The sequence below is a fragment of the Arthrobacter sp. MA-N2 genome, assembly GCF_000517125.1.
Taxonomy (GTDB): domain Bacteria; phylum Actinomycetota; class Actinomycetes; order Actinomycetales; family Micrococcaceae; genus Arthrobacter; species Arthrobacter methylotrophus.
Map to the genome: position 1 here is coordinate 1,476,873 of NZ_KI912155.1, position 25,537 is coordinate 1,502,409.

The 25,537-nt window shown below is 60.5% G+C and carries 17 protein-coding genes; 10 read left to right on the plus strand and 7 right to left on the minus strand.

Features of this window, described 5'->3' with window-relative positions; genetic code table 11:
* Positions 1–23 precede the first annotated feature (23 nt).
* The 5 genes from A3M3_RS0107535 to A3M3_RS0107555 form a co-directional block, all read right to left on the minus strand.
* A complete protein-coding gene (locus tag A3M3_RS0107535; protein ID WP_028265835.1) occupies positions 24–1,190 on the minus strand; it encodes an XdhC family protein in 1,167 nt (388 codons plus the stop codon).
* On the minus strand, positions 1,183–2,337 hold the full coding sequence (locus A3M3_RS0107540; protein WP_081736724.1) for a vWA domain-containing protein: 1,155 nt from the start codon (positions 2,335–2,337) through the stop codon (positions 1,183–1,185). Before A3M3_RS0107540 ends, A3M3_RS0107535 begins: the two co-directional genes overlap by 8 nt.
* A 4-nt stretch (positions 2,338–2,341) precedes the next feature.
* A complete protein-coding gene (locus A3M3_RS0107545; RefSeq protein ID WP_035741484.1) occupies positions 2,342–3,226 on the minus strand; it encodes an AAA family ATPase in 885 nt (294 codons plus the stop codon).
* A gap of 19 nt (positions 3,227–3,245) precedes the next feature.
* Positions 3,246–4,310: a GTP 3',8-cyclase MoaA gene (gene moaA, locus A3M3_RS0107550; RefSeq protein WP_028265838.1), complete on the minus strand. Its 1,065-nt coding sequence runs from the start codon at positions 4,308–4,310 to the stop codon at positions 3,246–3,248.
* Positions 4,311–4,800: 490 nt separating this feature from the next.
* The gene (locus tag A3M3_RS0107555) at positions 4,801–5,541 is read right to left on the minus strand and encodes an SDR family NAD(P)-dependent oxidoreductase (RefSeq protein ID WP_231497204.1); all 741 of its coding nucleotides are present in this window, start codon (positions 5,539–5,541) and stop codon (positions 4,801–4,803) included.
* A gap of 119 nt (positions 5,542–5,660) precedes the next feature.
* Here A3M3_RS0107555 and A3M3_RS24155 point away from each other — a divergent pair, with 119 nt between their 5' ends.
* The 3 genes from A3M3_RS24155 to A3M3_RS0107570 all read left to right on the plus strand — a co-directional run bounded on the left by A3M3_RS24155 (position 5,661) and on the right by A3M3_RS0107570 (position 8,129).
* Positions 5,661–6,062: a winged helix-turn-helix transcriptional regulator gene (locus A3M3_RS24155; protein WP_051423004.1), complete on the plus strand. Its 402-nt coding sequence runs from the start codon at positions 5,661–5,663 to the stop codon at positions 6,060–6,062.
* A gap of 369 nt (positions 6,063–6,431) precedes the next feature.
* Entirely contained in the window at positions 6,432–6,629 is a 198-nt protein-coding gene (locus A3M3_RS0107565; protein ID WP_155854310.1) for a hypothetical protein, read from the plus strand.
* A 345-nt stretch (positions 6,630–6,974) separates the two neighbouring features.
* Positions 6,975–8,129 (plus strand): ATP-binding protein, encoded by a 1,155-nt coding sequence (locus A3M3_RS0107570; protein WP_028265841.1) that lies wholly within the window; start codon positions 6,975–6,977, stop codon positions 8,127–8,129.
* A 69-nt stretch (positions 8,130–8,198) separates the two neighbouring features.
* On the opposite strand, the gene A3M3_RS24160 is transcribed toward A3M3_RS0107570, so the two are convergent.
* A complete protein-coding gene (locus A3M3_RS24160; RefSeq protein WP_035741487.1) occupies positions 8,199–8,429 on the minus strand; it encodes a hypothetical protein in 231 nt (76 codons plus the stop codon).
* Positions 8,430–8,584: 155 nt separating this feature from the next.
* On the opposite strand from A3M3_RS24160, the gene A3M3_RS28445 reads away from it, so the two are divergent.
* Positions 8,585–8,941 carry a tyrosine-type recombinase/integrase gene (locus A3M3_RS28445; RefSeq protein WP_155854311.1) on the plus strand — a complete coding sequence of 119 codons (357 nt, stop codon included), beginning with the start codon at positions 8,585–8,587 and terminating at the stop codon, positions 8,939–8,941.
* A gap of 515 nt (positions 8,942–9,456) precedes the next feature.
* Here A3M3_RS28445 and mobF read toward each other — a convergent pair.
* Entirely contained in the window at positions 9,457–13,011 is a 3,555-nt protein-coding gene (gene mobF, locus A3M3_RS24165; RefSeq protein ID WP_051423006.1) for a MobF family relaxase, read from the minus strand.
* A gap of 853 nt (positions 13,012–13,864) precedes the next feature.
* On the opposite strand from mobF, the gene A3M3_RS0107590 reads away from it, so the two are divergent.
* The 6 genes from A3M3_RS0107590 (at position 13,865) to A3M3_RS0107620 (ending at position 25,450) form a co-directional block, all read left to right on the plus strand.
* On the plus strand, positions 13,865–14,710 hold the full coding sequence (locus A3M3_RS0107590; RefSeq protein WP_028265844.1) for a DUF5677 domain-containing protein: 846 nt from the start codon (positions 13,865–13,867) through the stop codon (positions 14,708–14,710).
* 527 nt (positions 14,711–15,237) lie between these two features.
* Positions 15,238–16,341, plus strand: a complete 1,104-nt coding sequence (locus tag A3M3_RS24170; RefSeq protein WP_035741489.1) for a DNA cytosine methyltransferase — start codon at positions 15,238–15,240, stop codon at positions 16,339–16,341.
* A gap of 159 nt (positions 16,342–16,500) precedes the next feature.
* Positions 16,501–19,791, plus strand: coding sequence for a sacsin N-terminal ATP-binding-like domain-containing protein (locus tag A3M3_RS0107605; protein ID WP_028265846.1), 3,291 nt, complete (start codon positions 16,501–16,503; stop codon positions 19,789–19,791).
* 2 nt (positions 19,792–19,793) lie between these two features.
* Positions 19,794–21,356, plus strand: coding sequence for an ATP-binding protein (locus tag A3M3_RS0107610; protein WP_028265847.1), 1,563 nt, complete (start codon positions 19,794–19,796; stop codon positions 21,354–21,356).
* Positions 21,357–21,359: 3 nt separating this feature from the next.
* Positions 21,360–22,358 carry a PD-(D/E)XK motif protein gene (locus A3M3_RS24175; RefSeq protein ID WP_081736726.1) on the plus strand — a complete coding sequence of 333 codons (999 nt, stop codon included), beginning with the start codon at positions 21,360–21,362 and terminating at the stop codon, positions 22,356–22,358.
* On the plus strand, positions 22,358–25,450 hold the full coding sequence (locus A3M3_RS0107620; protein WP_028265848.1) for a Z1 domain-containing protein: 3,093 nt from the start codon (positions 22,358–22,360) through the stop codon (positions 25,448–25,450). Before A3M3_RS24175 ends, A3M3_RS0107620 begins: the two co-directional genes overlap by 1 nt.
* Positions 25,451–25,537 lie beyond the last annotated feature (87 nt).

A 25,537-nucleotide genomic window follows, 5' to 3' on the forward strand; every position in this document is an offset into this window, starting at 1 on the left:
ACTCCTCGGAGCGGGCAAGCGCCTTAGCTCGACTTGAGTTCGTACCCGGCATCCTCGTGGTCCGAGTCGGCCGTGGGTTCGTGGTGGATCCGTTCTTCCATGGTGCTCAAACGCTGACCGCCGCCACCCCAATGCAGCGCAATGATTTCGGCGGCGATGGACACGGCGGTTTCCTCTGGCGTGCGGGACCCCAGGTCCAGGCCGATCGGGCTGGAAAGCCGGGCCAACTCGGCATCGGTCAGGCCCGCTTCGCGCAGCCGTTCCAAACGGTCGTGGTGCGTGCGTCGGGACCCCATCGCCCCGACGTAGGCAACCTCGTGGCGCAACGCCAACTCCAGCAACGGGACATCGAATTTCGGATCATGCGTCAGCACGCAGATCACCGTGCGCTCATCCACCTGGCCGGCAGCGATCTGCGCTTGCAAATAGCGGTGCGGCCATTCCACCACTACCTCGTCCGCCTGCGGGAACCGGGCCGCCGTCGCGAACACCGCGCGTGCGTCGCACACCGTCACCCGGTAGCCGAGGAAGCTGCCCTGCTTGGCGACGGCGGCGGCGAAGTCAATCGCGCCGAACACCAGCATCCGCGGCTGGGGAGCGAAACTGAGGGCGAACACGCGCATGCCCTCCCCGCGGCGTTGCCCGTCAGGTCCGTACATCAGCGTGGCATTGCGGCCTGCGGCCAGCAGGCCCTGGACGTCGTCGCAGACCGCATGGTTGGCGCGCTCGCTGCCCAGGGAGCCGACGAACCCTTCCGGACGGACCACCAAATGACGGCCCAGCCAAGCTGGATCGGGGTGTTCGATCACGGTGACGACGGCCACTGGCCGGCCGGCGCCGACGTCGTCCGCTACTTGCGGCAATTCCGGAAAGATCCCAGTGGAAACCGGCTCGACAAAAATGTCCAGGATCCCGCCGCAGGTCAGGCCAACCTCGAACGCGGCGTCGTCACTGATGCCGTAGCGCTGGAGTACCGGCTTGCCGGACTGGACCACCTTGGTGGCCAATTCGTAGAGCGCGCCTTCGACACAGCCGCCGGACACCGAGCCCACCGCGCTGCCGTCGGCGTCGACCATCATCGCGGCCCCCGCGGGCCGCGGTGCGGAACGGAACGTGCGCACCACCGTTCCGAGTCCCACTGTGTGGCCGGCCGTTATGGCTGCCACCAGATCGTCCAAGACTTCACGCATGGGCAACCACGTCCAATAATTCCTCGAAGCTCTGCATTGAGTGCCCCCCTATAAAGTAGTCAACGTGCGGCAGTACTGCCCTGATTCCCTGCTGTAGCGGCTGGTATCCCGCTTTGCCACGGTGCGGATTGGACCAAATGATCCTCCGGGCCAGATGGTGCAGTCGCTCGGCTTGGCGTCCCAACAGGGCAGGGTCGCCCCGCTCCCATCCGTCGCTCAAAATGACGACGACGGCGCCACGCACCATCACGCGCTGGCCCCAGCGGTCATTGAACGCGCGCAGCACCTCGCCAAGCCGGGTTCCCCCGGACCAGTCCGGGACAGTGCGGCCCGCGAGAGCCAACGCAGCGTCGGCGTCCGGGACCCGCAGTGCCGCGGTCACCCGGGTCAGCCGGGTGCCCAGGGTGAACACTTCCACTTGGCGCGGGGCGGCTTCCACCACCCGGTGGGCCAATCTGAGCAGACTGTCCGCGTAGGGCGCCATCGAGCCCGAAACATCGATCAGCCACACCAGCCGGCGGGGTTTGCGCGGCGCCCGGGCACGGCGCAACGGCCCCGGTTCCCCGCCGCGGCGGAGCTGGTCACGCAGGGTCCGCACCCGGTCGACGTCGCCGTGCCGGTCCAAGTGTCTGCGCCGGGTCTGCCGGGTGGGCAAGCGCACCGGGAGTTCCTCGAACATGCGGTGCAGCAGGGCCCGTTCGGAGTCGTCCAGGACGGCAACGTCGCGATGCCTTAGCCGTTCCCGACGGCTGGCGAGCGCCGCCAACTGTTCGCGCCCGCCCTCCCCGCCGCCGTCGTCGTTGTCCAAAGCGGCAGCGGTGACGGAGGTCGCGGACGACTCGAGACGCTGGGCCGCTGAATGTTCCGCCGCGAACCAGGACTCAAAGGCCCGTTGGTAAGCCGGCAGGTCCTCCGGCGAGGCGCACATCGTGGCACGGCCCGCCCAGAAGACGTCCGAGCGGCGGTCCAGGGCGAGCCTGCCAACGGCGTCGACAAAGCTGCGTGCCCGATCCGCGGTCACTTTCACGCCGGCCGCTCGCACCGCGGATGCAAAGGCCAGCAGGATCTCTTCGGCACTGTGCTGCTCTGGTTTCTGCCCTGCCGGGGTGCTCTGTCCTGCCGGGGTGCGCTGTCCTGCCGGGGGCATGGGCTCAGCCGAGCATCCGGGACAGGGCTGCCGAGACCCGCTCGGTGTCTTCGCGGTACTTGCACAATGCACCGATGCTGGCCGCGGCCGAGGCCAGGTCCAACTCGGCCCGGCCGAGCTGATGCAGCGCACGGGCCCAATCCAGGGTTTCGGCGACGCCGGGGGGCTTGAGCACCTCGTCGGTGGCCCGGATTTGTTGGACGACGCGCACCACCTGTTCCGCCAGCAGCGCGGGCACCTCGGGGAGCCGGGTTCGTACGATTTCGACTTCCCGGGCTAGCCCCGGGTGGTCGATCCAGTGGTAGAGGCAGCGACGTTTGAGCGCATCGTGAAGGTCGCGCGTCCGGTTGGAGGTGAGTACCACAATGGGCGCGGTGTCCGCCTTGACTGTGCCGAACTCGGGGATGGAGACCTGGTAGGTGGAGAGAACTTCCAGCAGGAACGCCTCGAACTCGTCGTCGGCCCGGTCGATTTCGTCGATCAGCAACACCGCGGGGCTTTCCTGCAGCGCTTTGAGGATGGGCCGTGCCAGCAAGAACCGTTTGTCGTACAGGGAGCTTTCCAATTCGGCCACGCTCATTCCGGCACCGCCGCTGGCCTCCACGCTGCGCAGATGCAGGATCTGGGCGGTGAAGTCCCAGTCATACAACGCCTGCGTGGCGTCGATTCCCTCGTAGCACTGCAAGCGGATGAGCGGCAGCTTGAATCCTTCTGCGAGGGCCTCGGCCAGTGAGGTCTTGCCGGTTCCTGGTTCCCCCTCCAGAAGCAGCGGCCGTTCCATGCTCAGGGCCAGGTATCCGATGGTGGCCAAGCCCTCATCGGCGAGGTAGCCGGTGGCGGCCAGCATTTCGGCCAGCGCTGCGGCGGAGCTGATCGACGTCTGCGTCATGGCACCAGCATAGGGGCGGCTATCCACCGATGTATGACATCTCGATTTTGTGTACCGCGGCGGGGTCCTTAGGTGTATGGGCACTGTCTTGGGAGGTGTGGGCACTGCGCAGTTCCGAATAGCGGTCTGTCCGCGCACCCCAGAGGGCGGACAACGCCGTCGAGAGCTCGACGTCGGACGCGCCTCCCCTGAGGAGTGCCCTCAGGTCCGTACCGGTTGTGGCAAAGAGACAAGTGAACAACTTGCCGTCGGCGGAAAGCCTGGCCCGGGTGCACCCTCGGCAAAAGGCCTGGGTCACGCTGGAGATGACCCCGATTTCGCCGCTGCCGTCCGCATAGCGCCAGCGGCCTGAGGTTTCACCCGGATAGTTGGGCTCCACCGGCTCCAGCGGGAACATCGCGCCGATGCGGGCCAGGACCTCGGCGGACGGAACCACCTCATCCATTCTCCATCCATTGGATGCACCCACATCCATGTATTCGATGAAGCGCAGTATGAATCCAGTTCCCTTGAAATGGCGTGCCATGCCGAGGATGTCCTGGTCATTGATCCCGCGCTTCACTACCATGTTGATCTTCACCGGCCCTAGCCCTGCCGCTTGGGCGACCTCCAGGGCATGCAGGACCTTCGCCACGGGATAACCGACGTCGTTCATGGCTTGGAAGGTCTCCTCGCGGAGGGAATCCAAGGACACCGTCACCCGATTCAACCCGGCATCCTTGAGGGCCTGAGCCTTCTGCGCCAGAACCGAGCCGTTGGTGGTCATGGCCAGATCCGGTGCGAGCCCGTCAGGGGTACGCAAGCTCGCCAGCATCCGGACCAGTTCCTCGATGTCCTTCCGGAGGAGGGGTTCCCCGCCGGTCAGCCGGATCTTCCGCACACCATGCCCGACCGCGATCGAGGCCAAACGGGTGATTTCCTCGAAGGTCAGCAACTGGTCCCGCGGCATGAAAACAAAGTCCCGGCCGAAGATCTCCTTGGGCATGCAGTAGACGCAACGGAAATTGCACCGGTCCGTGACGGAAATCCGCAGGTCCCGCAGGGGCCGGTGGAAGGTGTCGGTGATGATGGAGTTGGTGTCCATACAGCGCCCCTCAACGCGGTGGAAATGCCCACCGCCTGTGCCTCTCCCAGCGTATGCCCGGTCCCGAGCGCCCACAATGGACTTTGACGCGGCAAACAAGGTCAGGACGGGCATCTCTACTCGCTTGGCGAAACGCCTAGTAAATTTACATCATGTCTAGAAACCGTTGACGCAGTTCCCCTTGTCTTTGAACGAACCTTAATGGCCGGGCGGTCCGTGGGCTCACCGGCTAACGGGACGGTCTTAGATGCTATTCCGGACGGACCCCTAACGGGACGATGCCATCGACTCGATACCAAAAGGAAGTGCCCTATCTGGTTTCTGTGCGGAGGGCCCAATCATTCTCGTTCCGCTGCTACTAGATGCGATTTGATTGGCTGCCGAAGGTCTCGTCTGGGGGACAATTTGGCTAGCGCACCACCGAGCCCGACCACATTCTCACCTGATCGAACTCGGCGGTGTCGTCCACTCACTTACCGGTGAGTGGTGTTCATACCGCGGCGACCAGCTCCGGGTAGGCCTGTTCGACGGCACGGCGCTGAACATACATATCCCAGTAGAGTCCAGCGAGAGTATCGGGGTGAACAGTCGGGAACGTGGTGGCAGCCTCGGCGTCACCGGGGAAGGCCTGGTCAGTGAGGGAGTCGCCACTGCTAATGAGGGCTCCGATGGTGAGGGTACCTGCGTAGACCCCGGTGCCTTCAAGCTCGCCGTTGAGCGAATAAAGATAGTTGCGCATGGCCGCCATGGCCGGCCCGACACCGCTAAGGAAGGGTATCCCTGTGGCGGACGAAGACCCATGGGTTACAAGGATCGCACCGCTGTCACGGTCGATGAGCTCGGGGAGAACCTCACGAACGATTTCCACGGGAGTGAGCAGGAAGAGGCGCATGTATTTTTCCAGAGCTACAACATCCAGCTGCGCAGCTGGGACAAACCCTTGGTCCGCTGCACTGGCAGGACCATATTCAATGACGTCGATACGGCCGAACCGCTCACGAATGCCGGCAACCAGAGCGGGAACCCGTGCAGGGTCGGACAGGTCGGCGGCGAACGGTGCGGCTTCGATGCCTTCGGCCTTCAGCAACTCGGCGAACTCTAGAAGGGGGTCTTGGCGCCTCCCGACAAGGGCCACCCGGAAACCTTCCCGACCGAAGCGGCGGGCTACCGAAGCTCCCAGGCCGGGTCCGGCTCCGAAGATGACAATGACGGGTGACATGTTGGATGACATATATATTCTCCGAAGGACAGCGACACGCTCACTGTTGTGAGCGCACCAGGTAAAAGGACGCCAGGAATCGAAGTATTCCAAACATACGGTACCCACTATTTAGTAAGTATGATGAGGGCATGCCTCAAACAGGAGAAAACCCTCACCGTTCCACGCTGTCTATCCCGGCCGACTGCGCCACCCGCGCTGTCCTGGGTCACGTGACGAACAGGTGGGGCACGCTTATCCTGCTCGCCTTATCGGACGGTACTCTTCGGTGGAATGAGCTCAGGCGCGCCTTGGACGGTGTCAGTGAGAAGATGCTGTCCCAGTGCCTGCAATCCTTGATTTCAGACGGCTTCATACTTCGAGAACAGAAGCCCACCATGCCACCGCACGTAGAATACTCGCTGACCAAAGTAGGACGAGAAATCACGGAACTCCTCGTCCCGCTCTTTGAACGTATCGCCTTCCATACCGGGGAACTCACAGAGCTCACCCAGCCGACCGAAAGCTCCCCAAAATCCGCTTCACACCAATAATTAACGTCTAATTCGATGGCTCCCTATAGCAATCAAGGAACGCCCGCTGACGGAAGAATACGACGGAACATAGGCAAGGACGCCATGTGCGAATAAGCCTCTCAACCGGGAGCCACCCGTCCCGGTAGGCGATCCCTTATCGGACCTGCTGCTACGCTGTCGACACAACGGCACAACCGATGACGAGAGCGTTGACCATGAAGCTGTGGGTTCACCCACAAGAGAGACGTTCCAGGATCTATTGGGGAATTCACATCCCAGTAGTAGTGCCCGTCATGGTGTTAGCCCCGATTCTCTTATTGCGGGAGCCCACGCCCGAGCGCATCCATGCTGGCAGCCGTCCAATCTCCGGTGATGAGGTACTTGAGAATGTCTTCCTTTGATCGTTCTTTGCGCTGGCTAATCGCCATTGCGGTTGTTCTCGGAGGGGTCGGCCTGATTCTTTCGATTATCGGCTCGAGCCCTGGCGGCATCGTCATCGGGGTCATCGTGATCGTGGCCTCCGCGTTCGTATGGTTGAGGGAGAAAGGCAAGAGGGATCGGGACGTGCGGAGTGACAGTCAGTGAGTTGGGAGGGCAGCAGCTCACGTTCGAGCTGCTTTGAGGCCGGACGGTGGTGCCCTTCAGGGAGCCGGGATCTTTCGTACCTGAGGCTCACACCGAAGGCGGAATAGCGAATTCTTCCCTCAGTTACGGTGACTCGACTCGCCCGTAAGCCGATCCTCCGCAGTTCGCCTCGACTATGAAGATCGGAGAGACCTGCCCACCTATGTAGGACTCTCCTGCCAATCATTCCGCGGCCACCGGACAAAGCGGCACGGACGCTGCGTGTTCGTTTCCGTGGAAGAGGCTTTGGCGCTTATCGTTTGTTACAGAGCGGCAGATTTATAACAAACGATATGAGAGGTGCTTATGCAGCCGAGTCCCTACACCCCTGGTGAGATCGCGCGCACGATCCCCGGCCGGGTCCAGCAGTTGGCCGACTTCGACGAACGGCTTTCCTACCTGGTGGACCTGCGGCGGCTTGTAGGCAGGATTCGCGTCGACCATGCTCCCCGGGGCTTTGGGAAGACGTCCCTTCTGCGCCAATACCAGCGCCGCGCGCAGGAGCGCGGCGTACTCACAATCTGGGTCACGGCAGGAGAAAGTTCCGGCCTCATTCCTCAGCTTGCCGCCGAGATCTCGCGGGCGACGGCAGGATGGCGCGAAGAGGCCCGCAAGGCCGTCCGGTCGAGACTCGAGAGCCTCACTGTACGCATCGGCCTGCCTGGTATTGCCGGAGCGGACGCGACCCTTCGCGCCGCAGAGGACGCATCGGCTCCGGCGGATAGCCTAGCCTTCGAAGCGCTGGTACGAGCCGCGGCCGCCGGTGACGGACACAGCGGACTGGTGATTCTCATCGACGAGATTCAATCAGCAGATCCGGAGGGCCTTCGCACGCTCGCGTACACATGGCAGCATCTGCAGGCTGAAGGGGCGGATGTGCCCGCGGCGGTCCTCACCGCCGGGCTTCCAAATGTTTCAGACGCTGTCGCCGCGGCGGTCACGTTCAGCGAACGATTCGCCTACCGGCCGCTTCCATCGCTCGAGCCTGCTGCTGAAGAGCTTGCTCTCGCTGTCCCTGCGCAAGAGCTCGGGGTGCACTGGGAACGGGATGCGCTTCAGGAAGCCGTCACGGTCGCAAGCGGCTATCCCTACATGGTCCAGCTCATCGGAGACGCTGCTTGGGCGGCGGCCGGACGCCCGGACCCGGGCATGACCATCACCGCGGCACACGTGCGCATCGGACGCGACGCCATGGAGGCAGACTTGGAGGCCCTCTTCCGAGCGCGATGGGCTAACGCCTCAAGCGGGGAACGCGACTTCATGGCTGCAATGGCCTCGAACGGTGACGACGCCGTCCGCCGCACCGACGTTGCAAGGATCCTTGGTGTGAGTAGCGAAAGCCTCTCCGTGCCCCGCGCGAGGCTGATCGACAAGGGGTTCCTCCAAGCCAGCGGACGCGGCACGCTCGAATTCACCATTCCCGGATTCGCCCGGTTCGTCCGCGACCTCGGACAGGACTAGGCACCCCTACCCCCCAACCGGTCGCCATCCTTGGCGCCCGGTAACGGATGGCTCTGCGAGACGGGTTCATCAACCCGAAAGAGACCGTGATGCAACGAGTGGGGTTGAGAGGGTTGCCAGCCGATACCAGGGGCGCTCTCCCACGGCGAGGATGACAGCCGGGCCGCAGTCGGAGAGCAAATGGAAGGTGAGCTCCTGGTCCGGCTTCGGCATTCTGGCCCACGCAGGTACCTTGATCCGGAAGGCGACCAATTGTCCTTTGGTGCTTTTGCCTTCGAGGGTGAACACTTCGTGGAACATCCCCGACTTGTGGCCCCTGACGGTGGCCGTCAGCTGCAGCCAGGGGAGACCCTTCCTGCCAAGAACGCCAGCGCGCCGCAAGGACTTCTCGGACCGGATGACCAGGAGGCCCGCGGCGAGGAAGGCAACGCCTCCGGCGAGACCAATAGGAGCCCCTGCCCCAGCAGTGTGAGAACAAGGACAGAAATGATCTCGTGTTTCCCGGCGAGAATGGCCATCACCTCCGCCTCGCACGCGTGCACGATGACAACATGAGCTGGTTCGCAGGGGCCGTGAAGAGAGCGGGAGTGCCACGAATCACGCCTCACGACCTCCGGCATTCAGCCGCGAGCTTTGCTGTATCAGCCGGGGCGAACGTCAAAGCGGTGCAAAGAATGCTCGGTCACAGCTCGGCAGCGATGACCCTGGACATCTATGCGGACCTGTTCGACGGGGATCTGGACTCAGTTTCAGACGCTCTGGATCACGCCGTCTCTCTGGCAAGTGTGGGCAAAATGTGGGCAAAACCCTGATTTGGCCAAAGCAAAAGGCCCCCGTTCCCTTGTAAACAAAGGGAAGCAGGGGCCTTTCAAGTGGCGGTGACGGTGGGATTTGAAACCTTTTCAGTCCTAATCAGGGCATGAAAAATCCTTAGAATTCAAGGATTTTGGTTACCTCAAATCACCCGTTTTTACATCGGATGTGCCCAAAATGTGCCCAAAAAGTGCCCACGGCCGTGGGCTTTGATGGAGGCCCCAGCGGCGCTGAATCGCACCGCTTCCAAACCGACGGATCACGTTCGAAAGGGAAGGGCTTCGCCAATAGCTGCCGTTCCCGCGGAGCGAGCCCCGATATCTCGTGCGTGCCGTCCACGTGGGCTTTTGTAAGAGGCATCAAATGGGATACGACCGATGGGCTCCAAAGCATCGACTCTGAGCACGGTCATTTCCGCTGACGTGAGATTCCTTCGCTTCTCGTTATTGAAAGGATTCCACTTTCTGAGCGGGTCGGCATCTTCGGCCAGCGATGGGAAGTATGACTTCTAACTTTAGATCCGCAGTCCCATGTCCCGTGTCGAAGGGGACGGCTGGTAAGGGTCCACCGCTGCCGTGGCGGGGCTGGTGCGGGAGTGGATAACAGTGGAGAGTTTCGTCTGGAGCCGTTGGCGCTGGTTTTGCCTGTCTGGTTCCTCCCAGCTGACTGGGGTTCCGAGCGGGTTGGCGTTGTCGGTGATGGCCCAGCGATCCCGGTAGATGAGGACCTCCTGCAGCGCTCGCCGTCGCCGGTCCGGGTCCGGGATCTTCTGGAGTTGCGATGCCAGGTCTTGCACCCATGGTTCTTGGCTGGTGGGGATGCGTGCGGCCACGAGTCTGGCGCGGTGGCGGATGCGTTGTTCGACTTGGGTAATGAGGTTGCTCAGGTCTGGCCGGTTGCTGGGGCACCGGACGAGCCCTTCGGGTGCTGCGTGGAGGTTGGCGGCGGTGCGTAGCCGGTGGTGGATGATGGCCGTGAGGTCGCGGACTTCGCCGTGGGGCGTCATTGCGTTGAGCACTTCGTGCTCGGCCATGTTCCGGTCATGTGCTACCAGACGCTTCCAGGCGGCGACGGCGGGGCCCCATGCCGGGGAGCGCCGCAGATCCCCGGCCGGACCGGGGGAGTTGGTGGTGAGGAAATCGGTGAGGTCGTCGTCGGCGGCGAGTTGGGTGAGGTAGTCGTGCTCGGCGGCGAGCTGGTGGAGGGTATCGGTGCTGTCCTGGAGTTCCTGCCGGGTTTCGTGTGCGGTGTGTTCGGCGCCCTCTGTGGCGAGGACCTGGCCGAGGATCTCCGGCCAGCCAGGCAGGCCGGCCGGATCAATCCGTTCGTCCGCGTCGGTATCGGGTTCGACGATGTAGGCGGTGTTGGTGGTCCGGCCGCGGGTCATGCCGACGTAGAACAGTTCGCGGGTGAGCCTGCCTTCGGTGACGACGATGTGCCCGGTGTCGACGGTGATTCCCTGCGCCCGGTGCGCTGTGGTTGCGTACCCCAATTCCGTAAACCCGGAGAGATAGTTCCGGTCAAGGTTGATGGTGGCGCCGGTGTCTTTTCTGACGCAGGGCACGCTGCCGGCTTCGGTGGGGGGTGCGGTGATGGTCAGGAGGGTGCCGTTGCGGATGAACCCGCCCAGGCTGTCCCTGATCCTTCGGTCGTTGCGACGGGCCAGGATCACGTCCCCGCACCCGGCAGTGAGGCCGTCGGCCAGGGGCACGGTGTGGCGGGTGTCAACGGCTCCAGTGGCGGCCCGGTCTTCCTGGGCGCGCCGGTTGAGGACGGTCACGGTGTCATTGTCCGCGGCGATGAGGATGGAGGCCAGCCCTGCTTTCTCGTCGGCGGCCCATCCCGCGTAGGCTGCCTCCATCATCCGGTGCTCGTTTCCCGCCTGGATCCGGCCGTGTCGCTGGTACTCCAGGATCCCGTCCCAGTTCCCTGCCCGCAGGTGGAGCGATGCGGCGCTTTCCCAGGCGTGGGTGAAGCGGTGCAGTGAGGTCAGCCGCACGGCCCGGCCGGTGCGGTCTAACCAGCCGAGCATCCCGCCGGCGTCGATGGAGTCCAGCTGGGCAGGGTCACCGACCAGCACCAGTTTCGCCCCGGCCGCGGACGCCATCGCGGTGAGGGCGGCGAGCTGGTAGGTGGGGACCATCGACGCTTCGTCGATGATGACGAGCTGGCCGGGGTGGAGCTGCCAGCGGGCGTGTTCGGCGGCGACGGTGGCGAGGACCTGCGCCGCCTGCCGCCGCCGCTTCTGAGTCGGGCCACTGACCAGGGGGTGTTCCAGGGCGTGTTCGGCGAGGAGGTAGCGGCGGGCGCGGTTGGCTGCTCCGGGGCCGTTGGATTCGTAGAGCCATTTCGTCACGTTCTCCGCTTCGAGTCCCAGCGCGTCGCCGAGGACGTCGGCGGACACGGCGGCCGGGGCGAGGGCGACCACGCTGCGGGGGCCGTGGACCTGTTGCCAGCCGTCGCTGACGGCTTTCATGGTGGCGGTCTTCCCTGCCCCGGCCGGGCCGGTGACCGCGTCCAGGCGGCGCCAGCTGGTCAGGATCTGGAGGGCGGCGTCCTGCTGGTCCGCGAACAGGACGGACCCGGCACTGCGGGGCGTGGCGGTGACGGCGTCGACGGCGTCCCAGGGCTCCAGACCGGGCGCGTCGGTGGCGTGGCTGGCGGCCATGATGGCTTCCTCGTCGGCGAGGATGCGGGTGTTGGTGAAGACCGTTCCGGTGACCGGGTCGAAAACCGTGTGCCCGTCCGTGGCGAGATCAGCCAAGGCGTTCTCCGGGGCGATGTACCGGTGGTCGTTGAGGGGGACGGAGAACGTCTGGGCGTCGTCGGCAAGGGCTTCGATCATCGCTGTGCGTTCGGCGGGGCTGGCCATCCGGATGTCGGCGCAGACGCGTTCGGCCTCGGCGAGCAGATTCCACCGGTTCCAGGTGGCGCGTTTTTGGGCGAGGAGGTCCATGACCAGCTGCCCGGTGACGTGCCGCCATTCCGCGGACAGGTCCGCACTCGTGAGGGGTCGGGTGCGGGACTGGTGGACAGTGGCGGTTATCAAGCGTTCCGGCGTGCAGCCAAGGCTTTCGGCCCGGCGGCGCCAGGACGTAAGCCGCTCGGTCAATGGTACGGGTTGGGCGTCCTTGGCCGTCGGGGTGGAGAGGGTGGCCTGCTGCCGCAGCTTCAGGACGGTGGCGTCGGAGGGATTGGTCCCGTGTTCGAGATTCCAGAGCCGGACTAGCCGGTCCTTCTCGAGTTCGATGATCCGTGCCCGGGCGGAGAACTCCGTGATCAGCCCGGCATCGATCCCGGATAGCTCGCGGCTGGGGTTGCGTTCGACCGAGGCCGGTGCCCGCAGCTCGGTCTCGGTTCCCAGGCTGCGCCGCAGCTCGTCGAAGAGCAGGCCGTTGTAGTGCTCACTGGCCGCGACCACCGCCTTGTATAGGGTTCGGGAATCGAGAGTGGCCCACGCCCCGTCGCTCGTTCGTTGAACGCGGTTGGCGACGACCAGGTGGGTGTGCAGTTGCGGATCGCCGGCCCGGGATTCCCAATGATCAAACGCTGCGGCGATGGCTCCGCGGACCGGGACGTGCGCCACGCCGCTGCGGCCGGTCCGGGTGCCGATGGCCCGGCGCTCGAGCCAGATCAGGGTGTCCTGCATGGCGCGGTGATGCGCCGCCAACACCTGATCCCGGACGTCTTGTGGGCTGAGGGCCCACAGGACCGAGACTGACTTCGGAACGCTGAATGTCAGGTCGAACCCGGCGACTGGGTGACGCGTTGATGTTCCGTCCCTGCCGGGCCCTGCCGGGGCGGTGGCCCGCCGCCCGTGCCGGCGGCCCAGCGGCTCACCGGTGACCGGATGCAGTGCTCCTTCGAAGACTGACTTCGCCGAATCATCCGTCAGGACAGTGCCGGGGAAAAGGCCAATACCGTCGATGCCGCTGCCCAGCCAGGTCCCGGCCGGGTTCCCGGACTTCGTGTAGTAGTCCGTCAGATCGCGCACGGTCACATCACCATGCGCCGTGGTCTTCAGCAGGTACTTCACCCCGGCATCCGCAGACAGCCGGGCAATGGACATCGTCACCGCAATGCCACGGGAACACCCGCGCAATGCGGGCAGGCACCGAACTCGGGGCATGAGGTGGTGATGTTGTTTCGTCGTTGCTTCACCCCCCTTCATCGTCCGCAACGGGCTCGGGGACATGACTACCGGCGGTCTGTCACCTTTCCGTCAACAGGTGGCACCCGCTTGGATGCCAGACGTGTAGCTCATGCGGGAGTATCTTCCGCGGGCCGAGGGGTGAGAATTGGGGTGCCGCTTGGTGACGTCTATTCACATTGGTGCGGGTGAGCCCGTAGACGTGTATGACGCGGGGTCCGTGGGTGAGCCGGATTGTTGCCGTAGAGCAGTGCGCCACGAGGCGCTGTTTGTTACGAATGGAGGTGGGAGACCTTCGTCGCTTCGCCGTCGTAGCGGCGGGGTGAAGCTGGAGGCAGCCGTTCTCGGGGATCACCGAGAGCCGGTGGGAGCAGCCTCGACAAAGTCGGGCCGATTCAGGACTGCCGGATGGGTCGGGTCCGGTGAGCGAGACGGGAAGGTATACGAGAGGAACCGGTGTCGTTACGCCTCTTGAGGCAACGCCAGCTCCAACCCGGTGGATGTGGGCTGGTATGCGGTGCACGCCCGCCCCTCATTTCGGGTGGGGACTCCTGGTCGGGTTTGCTTTTCGCGGCCAGGAGTCCACGGTGAAAGTCTGCGGCGTAGCCGTGGCGATGCCTTAGGGTAGGGCCGGGTGCCTGGTAAGCCTCGGCAGAGCCTTAGAGCGATTGCTGTGCGCCAATTATCGGTTCCGTGCCGGTGGATTGCGGCGCCTATTTGAACAGGGGGACATGTGGTTCGACCAAAGAAGAGGCAAACAACGACTAGAAAGATGTCACCTCGCCTCAGTGAAGAAGCGAAGGCTTCGATGACAGCCGTCGGCAAACTAATTGAACTCCAGGCTCAAGTCATTGAGCGCGCCCGGCGGGATACGTTGCGTCATAACCCTCCATCTGAACTGGGCAGGTTTGACCGTGCTGTTTTTGAGCGTGCGGTCTCGGTTCTTCATGCCGTCTACGTACTAGCTGCAGCAGGGCACTGGGAAACGGCCAACGCGCCCGTGCGCCAGCTGTTCGAATTGTTGGTCAACATGGAGTATTTAGTTTCATGCCCGGACCGGGAGTTAGCGGCTATCAGGTTCATGCAGTTCGGATCCCTGCAGGAGGCCCTCGGCATTCTCGGAGAGCTGGAGCTCGCACACGCCAGGGGCAGGAAGATACCTGTGGCCCGCCTGTTGCAGGCAAAATCTGCTTTGGACAACCCGGATTATGCACAGTTCAAGACCACCGGCGCGAACGGGCAGACAAGATGGGCGAAGTCATGGAGCGGCAAGAATATTCGTGAGTTATCTGCCGCATCTCCGAGCGAACTGCGAATGGTCAACTACCAGACCTTGTTCTCCACCTGGTCGGAGCAGGCGCACGCTGCCCCAGGCGCTCTGGTACGCGGCATCATCTCGAGTGTGTTCCCCGAGCGTCCATACCTAAGTGACGAAGCGGCGGAGACTGAAGCTGTTGTGGCGATGAGCATCGTCCAATTCCTCGAGCTATGGAAGCTCCTGCCACAAGCCCCTGAATTGGAAGAATCTGTCCGCAGCGAATGGCTCATCCGCTTGCAGGCTTTGATGGCTATACGCCGGGCCGACGGTGGCCCCCTGCTGATCGAGATGGAATTTTAGGTTCGGAGGACCCGTTGTACGACCTTTGGTTTCGTTGCCGAACACGAGAGGAACTTGGGGAAAGGGAAACATGACGAATGATCAGGGTGCGCCTCTGGGATGGTTTCACGCCGTTAAGACACGAGATGCCGTGGCTCAAACCCGCGACGGGTGGCCCTACTTTGAGGCAAATCCAAGAGGCACAGATCAGACTGGAGTCATGATGTACGAAATCCGTTTCGGCGACGGTGAGTGGATGCTCGCGGTCGAAAGCGATCTTTTACGCCGTGAGCCGTAGGAATCCTGCCAGTTGCGGTCTGCCCCTCCTAGCCCTCGCGGAGTAAGGCTTTGATGATGGGCAGCTAGTGAGTTGGCAGCCGTTGGCAGCCCTGAGAAGTCGTAACCGGGGGTCGTTAGCTGAACCCACCGCGGCTTGCGATCCGGAAAGCCAAAGGCACAGAAGGCTCAGGCCCTCAAACATTGCGACTCGCCCTGCGGATCCTCGCCCTATTACGGGTTACGGCCTGGGGCCGGCTAGAATCCTAGGCATGGCCAAACCACTACGACTCATTGATCTTTTCGCTGGTGCAGGCGGGATGACGGAAGGGTTTGAGTCCACTGGCAAGTTTAAGACGATTGTCGCAGTTGAACATGACCAGCATGCCGCTGCCACCTATGCACTGAATCACCAGGCTGAGCGCGTGTACGCGGGCAAAATCGAGGATTGGCTCGAGGAGGGGCGGGTGCCTGAAGCTGATGTGATCATCGGAGGACCTCCCTGCCAAGGGTTTTCGGCTTTGGGCAAGCAAAACGTACTGGATGAGCGAAACTTTCTTTGGCAGAAATATGCGGAAACCATATTAGCGGCGAAGCCAAAGTACTTTGTTGTCGAGAATGTGCGCCAATTCTTGAAGTCCGATCAGTATGAAGAATTTGAACGCTGGACTCGACCCGGGAACCCCCTGGAGAAGTATGTTCTTCAGCCGTACCTGCTAAACGCGGCCGACTTTGGTGCCTATCAGTCGCGTGTGCGGAGTATCGTGATCGGTCGCTTGAGAGAGCTTCCTGAGGTGCCCGAACCCGAAGGCGCTTACAGCGGCTGCCATCGGACTGTCGGAGAAGCCTTTGCCTCAATTGAGGCGCACGTAGTCGAAACCACCTTCCCGGAGGTCTCCTTCGAGTATAACGGGCAGCGAATTCCGGGACCGTATAGCACGCAGGATCTGCACGTCACTAGGAACTATACGCAGCTGTCGCTCGACAGGTTTAAGCAAATCCCAGCTGGTGGAAACAGGTTCAACATTCCTACGGACTTGCTGGCTAACTGCTGGAAGAATCACACGACCGGTTCAGGAGACGTGATGGGACGGTTGCGCAATGACCGCCCTTCAGTGACCATTCGAACAGAATTCTTTAAACCTGAAAAGGGCAGGTATCTTCACCCCAACCCGAGCGTGCACCGGGCAATTACGCACTACGAGGCAGCAAGGCTCCAAGGCTTTCCAGACGACTACAAGTGGGCAGGATCGAAGACTTCCATAGCGCGTCAGATTGGTAACGCGGTGCCGGTGCAGCTTGCGAACCACCTAGCGAACCTGGTTGCCGCTCAATTTCATGCCGAAGTCGTCGTGTCCGGCAAGGAGTCCATTTAAGCTCAACAGTCACGGCTTCGGTATCACCGGCTTGGCTGGGGCATCCGGCCTGATAGAACTGTCTTACAACAGCGTGGTTACTGACAAACATCGATCTTGCGGGGGAGCAACTTGCCATACGATTTTTGGGCGGACACAGATAGCGATCTGAGTCGCTTCGTGGCAAGCGAGACACTTCAAGCGCTGGACGCGTATAAAGCCCGCCCAGACTTGATCCGCGAACACAGCAATATTGAACAGGCAATCACCCAGAGCGGCTACGGCCGCAAACAGCTGAATGAGCTGATTCAGAACGCGGCAGACGCCATCGATCTTCCAAACGGCCGAATTCGCATCGTGCTGACCGACGGAACGTTGTATTGCGCCAACGAGGGATCACCGTTCACTGAGGCGGGCTACCGCACCCTGATGCTTTCGCATTCCTCTGAGAAGAGGGATGACCAGATCGGGCGGTTCGGGCTTGGATTCAAGTCCGTCATTCAGATTTCCGACTCCCCTCAGATATTCAGTAAGAGCGGTTCTGTCAAGTGGGACCGCTGGCAAAGCACCGAACTCCTTGAACCGCTGAGGCCGGGGCTGCCTTCGTACCCAGTCTTGCGAATCGCCACACCGGTCGATCCTGTCGCTGCTGCCAGCTCGGATCCCATTCTTGACGAACTCATGTCATGGGCTACTACCGTTGTGAAGCTCCCCTTGGTTCAGCAGGCTGCATGGCTAAGCGAGGAGATGCGGAAGTTTCCCCACGAGTTTTTGCTATTTTCCCAAAACATAGGCCTCTTTGAGTTCGACAACAGAATAGAAGGCACTCTTACTGCCTGGTCGGCACGCCGTGATGGCTCCGACGTCCTCCTCGAAAACGATGATTTGCAGGAGGAATGGCGGATTTTCCGAGCCAAGCATCATGTCAGTCCCCAGGCGGCCGTTGAGGCAGGATCAATCGCAGCCAGGGAAACGGTGGACGTCACTTGGGCAGTACCCATCAAGGGCAACCCCCGCCGTCAACGTGGTTCATTTTGGAACTACTTCCCAACAAGTCACACGACTTCCCTAAGAGGAATTGTGAACGCGGCCTTCAAGATGAACGAAGACCGCCACAGCATGCTTCACACGCTGTATAACAAGGAAATTCTGCAGAAAGCCGTCCCGATGATGGTTGCTGGGGCGTTGGCATCTTTCCGGGACGACGCGGACCCCGCCGGTTTCCTGGACTTATTGCCCGCACGTGGCCGGGAAGCCCCTTCATGGGCCGACTCTGTCATCAATGAACCCATCTTCGCAGCGCTATCGGGGATCCCGTGCCTGCCCGACCGAGCCGGGGAGCTTCAGCTCATTTCGGATCTCTTGTTCCCGCCAGATATGGAAGAAGCCACTCACCTTGAGGAGATGTGGGATAGCTGGGTTGGGCTTGACCGGCCGTGGTTGCATCGTTCAGCTTCCACGACCAAGGAACGGCGGCTTATGGTTCGACGTCTCTTGGGTCTTGCCAACAAGGGGAGAGCCCCGGTTGAAGTATGGCTCGAAGAGATCACCTACGGCCGCCGTCTGGACGATTTCGAAAATGCTCTTCGGATGGCGGTCGAGATCGACAAGCGCCACCCGGACCATCGGGCCGCGATGCGCCGGAGTCGCATCGTGCTCATGCAGGACAGTAGTGCCCGGCCGCCGATTATTTCAAAAGTGTTCCTCCCCATAGATGAAGAGGATGAAGGAGATAACCTCGTCTCTTATGAGTTTCTGCATCACGGTGACGTCAGCACCCTCCTCAAGGCCCTGGATTTCCAGGCACTTGATGACAGAGGAAAAGTTGACCGCATCGCCCGCCAAGTCGCAAAAGACTACGAGGACGAAAGTGCAGCCGAATCTCTTTGGCGGCTTTCTCGAGCCCTGCCAATTCCGGAAATGCTTGCCATTATCGGTGACCGCCTTGATATCGGTAAGCTCCGCGTTAGGTCAAAGGACGGCCGGTGGCGTCCGACCGCCGACGTCTGGCTGCCTAATGGTCTCATCCCGACTAACAGCGTCGGCGACGAACACCTTCTCGTTGATGAGCTTTTTCATCGGCAAGACCTCAACCTGATGAAGAACCTAGAAGTGAAGAGCACGTTAGCGGAGCCCGCCACGGTGAAAAGTGGGCCTTCCTATGACCTGTGGAAGTCCTCGGAAGCTGCAAGAATTTCTGCTGAATCAAGAACTTCACCTGTTCCAGTGTCGGAAGCATCCCTTCGCTTCAGCCCGGTATTGGCCACCTCGGACCTTCACCTCCTGTGCAAGGCATCCATGCGCACTCGGGAAAAAGTCACTCAGAGGATCCTCTCTGACACTCAATACAAGACAAAAGTCGAATTCAGCAGCACCTACAAGAGCGCGCAAATTATTGATGGGCCGGATATGTGGTGGGTGCGGAACTATGGTGTCCTGCAAACCCGGCTCGACTTGGTGGACGTGAAGTACTGTGCTGGGGCCGTTGAGGGGATTCCCGTGGGGTTCCTTCCCTACCCTGGGCCATCCCACGCCGAAAAGCTAGAGCTTCCAGACTCCGTCGACGGGGTCAACTGGGGTTACGCGCTGCCGTTGGCCGAGCAGAAACTTCCATACGGGCGCGTTCATGAACTGTATGGACTCCTGGCAAAACTTGGCGTTCGTCGACCCACGGAACTATTAGTCCAGCAGGCGGACGGCACCACTACGCGATACCCTGCAGAGTTCGTAGCCGTTGCCGAAGATGATGACACCTATCAGTTCCTTTTGCGGTCCGGCAAAGTCGCGGCACTTTACACCGGGAATCCAGAGCTGACTGAACCCCTCTCTGAGCGATGGAAACTCCAGACAGTCAAAGTTGAGTTTTTTAGCGCCTTCGAACATGTGAAAGATGAAGACTTGGATACGGAGACAATCAGCTCCCTGTATCCATTCCTTCACCAGATCGAGTCGAAAATTAGGCGAAGCACCAAGTGCATCCCGTGTCTGTCCCTGAGCACTGTCCGTTCAAACAGCTATAACGAAGAGCAAGATCTGGAACATCACGAGACGTTCCGTGACGGCTCAAATTTCTACTATGCCTCCATCTTGTCCAGCAGAAGGCTACTCACCGCCTTGCTCCAGGATGCTGGCAGCTCCCGCCGCGCCGCCGATGTCGAAGCAGAGATGAGACGGCTGGCCAAGGTAGAACGCACGCTTCCGGGAGCCGATCCCGAGCCGGCCCCAGAGCCTGAACACCTCAAGACACATGCCAGCGGATTCATCCCGATTGACGCAACCAGGAACCTCAGCGAACAGATCACGCTAATCGAACGAGCAGTTCTTCGTTACCTGGACACCCCTGATGCAAATGTTTTCGACCTCAGGCTCAACTTCGAGGTCGATGTCTCCCAAGGCATCACAAATGAGGCAGCCAGCAAGGTCACAGAAAATGTGTCGAAGCTCGGTGGTCAAGCTAGGTTCGAGGACTAAAGATGCCCGCCAGATATGAACTCGACGAACGGCAATGGTCTACTGAAACCGTTTTGCCGGACCCCTCAACCATTGCGGCTATCGGAATACACCACAACCTCACGAGCGCCCTGGCAGACCTCGTTGATAACTCCATTGATGCTACGGCCAGCCACATCCGGATCCGTTTCGTGCAGCGCGGGACCACCATACTTGGGCTCCAAATCATTGATAATGGGCGAGGCATGACTGCTGAGGGGCTAAAGCAGGCGATGACCTTCGGAGCGCGGCGTGAGTACGGGGCTGAAGATCTTGGGCATTTTGGGCTCGGCCTTAAGGCGGCCTCTCTATCTCAGGCCACCTCCTTCGAGATCTATTCTCGCCAAAAATGGGGACCTGCAGTCGGCCGCCGGATGGATCAAACAGTAAGTCAGGACTTCAGCGTCGGAGTAATGGAGCCAGGAGCCGCAAATGAGCGGCTTGACAGCGTTGCAGGCATGGAAGTACCAAGTGGCACCTTGGTGGAGTGGCGAGGCCTGAAGGACGTAATACACACATCCGACCATGGGGAACTCACCGAATGGAGATCAGCCAAGCTTCGCTCTATTCGCGAGCACTTGGGTGTTACCTTTCATCGTCAACTGCGACTTGGCACCGTGGAAATGGACATAGACACATTCGACGTTGAGCGAAACAGAACCCTCCCTCCCCTCAAAGTTGATCCCATCGACCCCTTCGAGGGCTCCTTGCAACAGGACGGCTACCCCCGGACCTTTGTCGTCGATCTTCCGGACGGAGCATCGTGCACGATCGAGGCGCACCTGTTTCCTCCTCGTCTGAACTCGGCAGCTTTCGATTTATACGGGGAACCCGGAGAAGCGAGGCAGGGAATCTACTTATATCGACGGGGCCGGCTCCTATCGGGTGGGAAAAACTGGGCAGGGCTGCGTCTCCCCAAGAAAGAGTTGGGACTCGGCCGAATCAAAATCGATCTTGATTCAGCAAACGAGCACTACATAGCACTCAATGCGGAGAAAGTCACCCCCGTATACTCCGAGGACTTCACCCGGGCGATGGCGCGGGCCCATGCACCAGGTCCTTCATCGTCCAGCCTCGATTCATACTTTACTGACCTTCAGAGAGCCCACAAGGAATCCAAAAAGACGAAGCGTCAGGAAATACGGCTGGTTGAACCCGCCGTTGGGTTGAACCCCGCAGTCCTTTCCCGCCTCACTGACCTCCAGGATTTTGCTGACTTCGATCCCCTCGATCTGCGCTTCGTTACCCTCCCATCCACAGAACTATTTCGGGCTGATCGGACAGCACGACGCATCGACGTCAACGTAGAGCTCGTCCGAAGGATCTATGGATCAGAAGGCCGCTTGAGCAACCGAGACGGCCAACTGCTCAAGGCCTTCCTTTACTTCCTCCTCGAAAGCGACTTCAAAGTTGAACAACGATGGAACGTCATTCGGGAGGACAGGCATCGCATCCTCAATGACGTGCTGTTGGCCGCCTTTGCCGAAGATTTTATCCAGCCGAACGTGCAAAAAGACCAGGCACACGAGAAGAACGGCGGTGCCTAGCAGATGGCCCAAGATTCACCCGGCGAGGTTCGTAGACTTGAACCCGAAACCATAGAACGGTATTTCAAGTCACCAAACACTGTCGTGCATCTGCTTTCACAAGTTCCTCGATGTGAGCTTCGCATCGAACCCGCCACCGAGAGCATGGAGCTCCGCGTTCCGAATGACGGTTCGAATCCCGATCTCAGTCCGTTCGAGAACATTGAAATTGACTACGCGACCGACCCGGATCAGGACTGCTTCGTACTGAGGCTCGCTGCCGGTGGAATGCACTACGCGGCGTACTCGTTCATAGCCAAGATCGTCGAGGAACTGCAGCAGGGCCACTTCTTTTCCAGCGCAGTCTCCCACAGCCTCAAAGAATACGAGCTGCTGATCCAAAGCCGCAGGCTACTAAGCTCCGAGAAGCAGACCGGACTCTTAGGAGAGCTGCTGCTGCTGACGTATCTCTGCAGTATCGACCCGGTCTCGGCCATAACATCGTGGCTGGGGCCGGAATCGGAACAACACGACTTCTCGTTCGACACATTCGACCTCGAAGTCAAGACGACGAAATCGGAACGACGAACACACCGTATCGGATCAGCCACCCAGCTTGAACCTTCCGAGAACCGTTCCCTCTTGTTTCTCTCCATTCAGCTCACTGCGGCCGGCGGTGCAGATAACGCATTCAGCCTGGTGGGGCTGGTAGACAAAATTCAAAATCTCCTTGGACCGCATGCTCTGCTATTCAACGAATACCTGGCCAGACTCGGATGGAGGTCGGCCGACGTGGACTCATACCGCGCCAAGTACGTACTCCGTTCCCGCCCAGCTTTTTACCCCGTAGATGAACAATTCCCCTCGCTGCAGAACTCCGTTCTACGGCAGACGATCCCCAACTACGAGCATCTATCAGAAGTTTCTTATCGGACCGACGTCTCACACCTACAGCCGGTTCGGGTCCCAGACGCACTAAACGGGTTTGCGGTCTACGCGAATTCGCGACTTCGGAGGTCTTGATGCCCATTACAGAAACCAGAAGCGACGCAATCACGAGTGCCATCGCGATGATTGCCGAGAAGGGCCCGAAGCTACTCCTCAACCGTGTCAACTTCTCGCTCGAGGAAGACGGCGTCGAGACGATCACACCTTCGGAGTTGACCGATCTCCTGACTCGGGAAGGGGATCCGAACGATCCCGCCCAGGTCGAATTCCGTTTGGCATTGTCCAGATGGGACCAGACCACGGATGCACAGTGGCTCAGCGAGGCGCCCAAACCCGCTACCCATCCGAAGGGCCCAGAACGACGCGCCTACGTGCTCGGGAAACTAGGCTTTTCCGAGCACGTATTTGCCGCCATCAACTCTTTCTATCCGATTATCAAAGCCGGCACGATCGTCGCGAACGTCACCGACGACGGCCGATGGCCGTGGTACTCATCGGAGAGGCGGACGCGCAGCCACTACTGGGACGTCTACCAAGGGATACTCAAACGCCGTGGCTTCGATTCGGATGCAATCGTGGCGTTGGATGAATCAACCACAGAAATCGTTAGCCGGTTCGCAGACCCAACGTGGGACGAAACCTACCAGACCAAGGGCCTTGTCGTCGGACATGTCCAAAGTGGGAAGACGGCCAACTTTACCGGCACTGTGGCCAAAGCGATTGATGCCGGCTACCGACTCATCATCGTACTGACCGGAACCCTTGAGCTTCTTCGAAGTCAGACTCAACGGCGCCTGGACAAGGAACTCGTTGGCTTCGAAAACATCGTCGGCGGAATTGACCTCTCAGACGAAGCACTCGCGCGAGAAAACATCGACTACATAGCGAACCAGGATGCAGACTGGCTGGCAGGCGACAGGTTCGTAAAATTCGGCTACGACCCAGAGAGCGTGCCGGGCGTCCCCCACATTATCCGCCTTACGAAAAGCACCGACGACTATAAGTCGCTCAGAGCCGGCCTCAGTACTCTCGACTACAAATCGAACATACGTAACCAACAGAAGATTTACCACCCGGACAATCTGTGGGACACACCTGTCCGGCTTGTTGTGATTAAGAAGAACGCAACAGTCCTACGCAAGCTCATCAAAGACCTCAAACAGATTCGGGGCAACACCCAGGACTATCCAGCGCTGATTATCGACGATGAAGCCGATCAGGCCGGAATCAATACCAAAAAACCCCCTGTGAAGCTCACCAAAGAAGAACAGGACGAAGAAAATAAGGAGGCCCGCGAGCGAACAGCCATCAACAAACTCTTGTCCGAACTCTTGGGGATTTTGCCACGCGCCCAGTATGTGGGATACACGGCGACTCCGTTCGCTAACGTCTTCATTGATGCCTCAGACGTTGATGACATCTACCCCAAGGACTTCATTTTCAGCCTGACTCCGCCCGACGCCTACATGGGAGGCCGATCCTTCCACGACCGTCATCTACTCCTTGCACCCGACGAGCCCAAGACCCCTGCAACGAGCAACCAAGCAGCGTATGTAAGAAACATATTCTCAACGCCGCACACCCTTGAGCTCAGGCAGCGTGAAATGCAAAGAGCCATGGATTCCTTTGTTCTCTCGGGAGCAATCAAGCTGTGGCGCCAGGCCCGAGGCAGTAAGGGCGACTTCAAGCACCACACGATGCTCTTCCATGAATCCGTCAAGCAATCCGAGCACAACGCTCTGGCGGACGAAATCCACCTGCTATGGAAGCGGGCAGACTATCTGGGCTTCGACGGATATGACCGAATGGCAGAACTATGGGCAAACGACTTTGCTGTGGTCATGCACGAGCTGACGCAGAGGACCGATTCTGAACTTCCCGATCCACGGACACACCAGATCCCTTCTTCCTTCGACGACGTCGCGGTATACCTCCCCGAAGTCGTGAAACGTGTCGAGGACGGCGTCCGCCCAATCGCGGTCGTAAACGGTGACAAAGACAGCGAATACACCCAGGCTGGGGCCGACTTCCAGAAAGGTCCGGTGTGGAAAATGCTGGTAGGCGGGGCAAAGCTCTCCCGTGGCTACACTATTGAAGGCCTCACAGTGACCTGGTACTCACGAAGAGCACTAGCAGCGGACACCCTGATGCAGATGGGCCGCTGGTTCGGGTACCGACCCGGCTACCGGGACCTAGTGCGGCTATACATCGGACGAAATGTCCCGGCCTCGGCCAGAAACCCTAAGCCATACGATCTTTATGAAGCCTTTGAATCGATGATCGGCGACGAGGAAGAGTTTCGGGACCAGCTCGAACAGTTCGCTGAACTGGATGAAAACGGACAGCCGCAGGTGCGCCCCATCGATATTCCGCCGCTCGTATCACAGAGCTTGCCTTGGCTTAGGCCAACCGCGCGCAGCCGCATGTACAACGCCCAGATCGTCCAGTACGCCAAGGGCGACCGCTTTAAGGACTTCTTCTATCTGCCGCCCCGGGATCCGAAGCAAAGCAAGAACCGCGAAAACCTGATAGCAATGGCCCCCGTGCTCAACCGTCTCACCGACATGGAAACGCTCCACTACACAACGGCCACCAAGAACCTCTCTTCCTACGCAGCCAAAACAGGTCTCGTGCCTGCACAAGTCGTTATCGATGCACTATCTCTATTTGAGTGGAGCAAACCGGGTCTCGCTGACGCGGACATTCAATTCGTCAAAGAAGCCATCAGCAAGGGAAGCATTACAAACTTCAAAGTTGTCATGGCAATTCCTTCAAGAGACCCACTGATCAGGATGATTGATCTCGATGAGACGGGGGCTACCCAGTTCCCCATCATCGAACGGAACAGGCGCGAACGCGGAGACTTTTCTGGGTCGTCTCGATGGACCCGACAGCCCCTTGAAGACGAATTCACCACGAAGAAGGAGGCGAACGATCCTTCCTCCCGCACAACGGGGGCCATCATACTCACCCTCGCCGCTGATCAATGGAACGGCCAAGCCGCATTCTCGGAGCCCACATCTCTGCCTGCCGACGTAGTAAATCCGGAGGACATAGCCACGCTCTTCTCGTGGGCCCTTCCCCACGCCGCTGCACCAAAGGGAAAGGCAGGCTTCAGCGTGCGAGCTCCCGACCGCCCTGACGCACTTACGATCGAGGTTTCATAGGCACCAGAGCAGACAACGCAAGGAGCGGACTCGGTGCTTTCCCGAGCCAGCTGCGGATCGTCGTAGGTGAGTTAGAGCGGCCCTTCG